The 3,985-nt window shown below is 68.3% G+C and carries 2 protein-coding genes; both read left to right on the top strand.

The window, feature by feature from the left end; genetic code table 11:
- Positions 1–2,204: LPS-assembly protein LptD (locus tag AC6EI8_RS24955; protein ID WP_498383184.1), on the top strand; the 2,204-nt coding region annotated here is incomplete at its 5' end.
- A 9-nt stretch (positions 2,205–2,213) separates the two neighbouring features.
- The gene (locus AC6EI8_RS24950) at positions 2,214–3,719 is read left to right on the top strand and encodes a peptidylprolyl isomerase (protein WP_498383185.1); all 1,506 of its coding nucleotides are present in this window, start codon (positions 2,214–2,216) and stop codon (positions 3,717–3,719) included.
- The last annotated feature ends 266 nt before the right edge of the window (positions 3,720–3,985 follow it).

Genomic DNA, 3,985 nt, shown 5'->3' with positions numbered 1-3,985 from the left:
CCGGCGAACTGATCCCCTACCTGTCGGAGCCGGCCACCTGGCGCAGCGCCGAGGGCGATCCCAGCGCGCCCACCTATGTCTCCGGCGACAGCATGACCGGATACAACGAGCGCGGCCTGGAACTGCAGGGCAATGCCGAGCTGCGCAGCGACGGCGCCGTGATCAAGGCGGACAAGCTGACCTACGACCAGGACAGCGACGAGGCGCTGGCGACCGGCAACGTCCGGCTCTCGCGCGAAGGCACGCTGGCGGTGGGCCCCGAGGCCAGGCTGCGCGTCGAAGCCAACGAAGGCTACATGCTGTCGCCGGACTACTACTTCCAGCAGACCGGCGGCTCGGGCACGGCCGAGCGCATCGACTTCCTGACCAAGGACCAGAGCACCATCCAGCGCGCCACCTACACCACCTGTTCGCCCGACAACGCGGACTGGTACTTCAGCGCGCGCCAGCTCGACCTGGACAGCGACCGCCAGGTCGGCACCGCGCACGGCGCCGTGCTGCGCTTCTTCGATGTGCCGATCCTGGCCGCGCCGGCGGTGACCTTCCCGCTGACCGACGAGCGCCGCAGCGGCTTCCTCGCACCGCTGATGGCCTACAGCTCCCGTTCGGGCTTCGACCTGACGGTGCCGTACTACTTCAATATCGCGCCGAACCGCGACCTGACGCTGTATCCGCGCGTGATGAGCGAACGCGGCGTGCAACTCGGCGGCGACTTCCGCTATATCGGCAACGGCTATGCGGGGCGCATCCGCGGCGAGTTCCTGCCCAACGACCAGAAGACCAACTCGGACCGCTGGCTGTACTCGATCCAGCATAGCCAGAACCTGGCCAAGGGCCTGAACGCCTATGTGAACCTGAACCGGGTATCGGACGACCGCTATCCGGACGACCTGACGCGTACGGTCGCGCAGTCGACGCTGCGGCAGTACACGCAGGAGGGCGGGGTCACCTACAACTGGCAGGACTTCTCGCTGCTGGCGCGGGTGCAGACCTTCCAGACGCTGGCGCCGAGCCAGCCGACCTACGAGCGCGTGCCGCAGTTGAACGGCAAGTTCACGCGCTACAACTGGGGCGGCTTCGACGTGCAGGTCGAGGCCGACTACACGCGCTTCCGCATCCCGCTGACGAGCACCGGCTTCCAGCAGCCGCAGGGCGAGCGCGTCTTCATCCAGCCGTCGATCAGCTATCCGATCGTGCGCCCGGGCTGGTTCGTGACGCCCAAGGTCATGTTCAACGCGGCCCAGTACCAGATGGAGCCGTCGACCAACACGCCGGGCGCCAACAACACGCTGACGCGCTCGGTGCCGACCTTCAGCCTCGACGGCGGCATGACGTTCGAGCGCGACGCGCCGACCATCAGCCGGCTGTTCGGCACCAAGTACCTGCAGACGCTGGAACCGCGCCTGTTCTACGTCTACACGCCGTTCCGCGACCAGAGCGCGTTCCCGCTGTTCGATACGGTGCAGTCGGACTTCGGCTACGGGCAGATCTTCAGCGAGAACCCGTTCACCGGCTACGACCGCATCGCCGACAACAACAAGCTGACCGCGGGCGTGACCACCCGCCTGATCGAGTCCGAGACGGGCATCGAACGCTTCCGTGGTACGCTGGCGCAGCGCTTCGACTTCAGCGGCCAGCGCGTGCAGCTGACCGGCACGCTGGACGACGCCGAGCGGGGCTATTCCGATCTGCTGGCGGCCACCACGATCCAGCTGTTCCGCGGCTACTACATCAATGCCGGGATGCAGTACAACCCGGAAAACGACCGGGTGATCCAGTCGAACATCGCGTTCGCCTGGCGGCCCGAGGCGCGCAAGCTGCTGAACATCGGCTATCGCTACCGGCGCCCGACCGCGGTCACCGACAATACCGCGATCGACCAGTTCGAGATCTCGAGCCAGTGGCCGATCACGCGGCGGACCTACGGCATCGGGCGTGTCGCCTACGACATGAGCGCCAACCAGCTGGTCGATACGCTGCTGGGACTCGAATATGCCGCCGACTGCTGGGTCGGCCGGGTCGCCTACCAGCGTTTTCGCAATACCACGCAGGGCTACACCGGCCGGGTGTTTCTGCAGGTGGAGTTCCGCGGCCTGTCGAAGATCGGCTCCAATCCGCTGGATATCATGAGGTTGAACGTGCCTGGCTACGAGCCCGTCTCGGCCGCGCCGATCCCTCAGACCCAGTTCGACCATTACGAATGACGGACCATGATGAAGCGTCAAGCAGTTTCCGTAATTTCCGTTGCCGCGGCTTCGTCGCGGCGTTCGCGCGGCATCGTGCTGTCGGCATTGCTCGCCTGCGTGGCCGTTCCGGCGGCGGCGCAGCTCAAGGCACCCGGCGGGTCCGGCTCCACACCGCGCGCCACCGGCATCTTCGTGCCGCAAGGCTCGCAGGCCACGCCGCCGACCTCGCCCACTCAGCCGCGGCTGGGTTCGGGGCAGCGCACCGGCCGCTCGCAACTGGTCGACGAGGTGGTGGCGGTGGTCAACAACACCGTGATCACGCGGCGCGAGCTGCTCGATAGCGCCGACGAGATCGAGAACCAGCTGCGTACGGCCGGCCGTCCGATTCCGCCGCGGGAGGAACTGCTCGGCGACGTGCTGGAACGGCTGGTGATGGAGCGCGTGCAGACCCAGGCCGCGCAGGACGCCGGCATCCGCGTGACCGACCAGGAGGTCGACCGCGCGATCGAATCGGTCGCGCAGCAGAACCGCATCAGCGTGGCCGATCTGCGTGCGCAGGTCGACCGCAGCGGCATGACGTGGGACAAGTACCGCAGCGAGCTGCGCAAGCAGGTGCAGGTGATCCGGCTGCGCGAGCGCGAGGTCGATTCCAAGGTGCAGGTGTTCGACGGCGAGATCGACAACTATCTGGCCGCGCGCGCGGCACGCAGCGGTGCCGCCCCGACCGGCGAGCCGCAGTACGACGTCGCCCAGATCTTCGTGCGCGTGCCCGAGGGCGCCAGCGAGGCGCAGAAGGCGCAGCTGCGCGCCAAGGCGGAAGGGCTGCTGAAGCAGGCCCAGGGCGGCGCCGACTTCGCGCAGCTGGCACAGAACAATTCCGACGGCGCCGAAGGTCCCAAGGGCGGCTCGCTGGGCTACCGCGAAATCGGCCGCCTGCCGGCGCAGTTCGCCAACGCCGTGCTCGATCTGCAGCCGGGCAAGGTGGTGCCGGAGGTCGTCGAAAGCCCCGCCGGTTTCCATGTGCTCAAGCTCGCCGGCAAGCGCACCGCACCTGCCGGCGGCGATGTCGCGCCCAGCCGCATCACGCAGACCCAGGTGCGCCATATCCTGATCCGCACCGGCCCCAACATGCCCGAGGCCGAGGCGCGCCGCCAGCTATCCACGCTGCGCGAACGCATCCAGCACGGCACGCAGTTCGCTGATGTCGCCAAGCGCTATTCGCAGGACGGCTCGGCACAGAACGGCGGCGAGCTCGGCTGGGTGTCGCCCGGCGAGCTGGTCCCCGAGTTCGAGCAGGCGATGAACCGGCTGCGCCCGGGCGAGGTTTCCGAGCCGGTCACCAGCCAGTTCGGCGTGCACCTGATCCAGGTCGAAAACCGCCGCGAGGTCGAGGTGTCGCCGGAGAAGCAGCGCGACTTCGCCCGCGCCGAGGTGCGCGAACAGAAGCTGCGCGCCGCCTACGAGGACTGGCTGCGCCAGCTGCGCGAGGCCGCCTATGTCGAATACCGGACCAATCGCGAGGCGTCCCGTTAAGGGACTCGCGAACGGACCGGCCATGGGACCCGCCATAGGACCCGCCACAGGACCCGCCACAGGACCCGCCACAGGACCCGCCATAGGACCTGCCATGGGACCCGCCAAGGGCTCCGTTTCGCGACCACGATGACCGCGCCGCCTGCCACACCCTCCGCCTCGCCCGCCCCGTCCGTCCCATCGCATGCGGCCGCGCCGCTGCCGATCGCGATCACGACCGGCGAGCCGGCCGGCATCGGGCCGGACATCACGATCCGCGCGGTGCT

It is taken from the genome of Cupriavidus sp. R6-3 (genome assembly GCF_059772245.1).
This window is presented reverse-complemented; position numbering and strand designations above follow the sequence as displayed.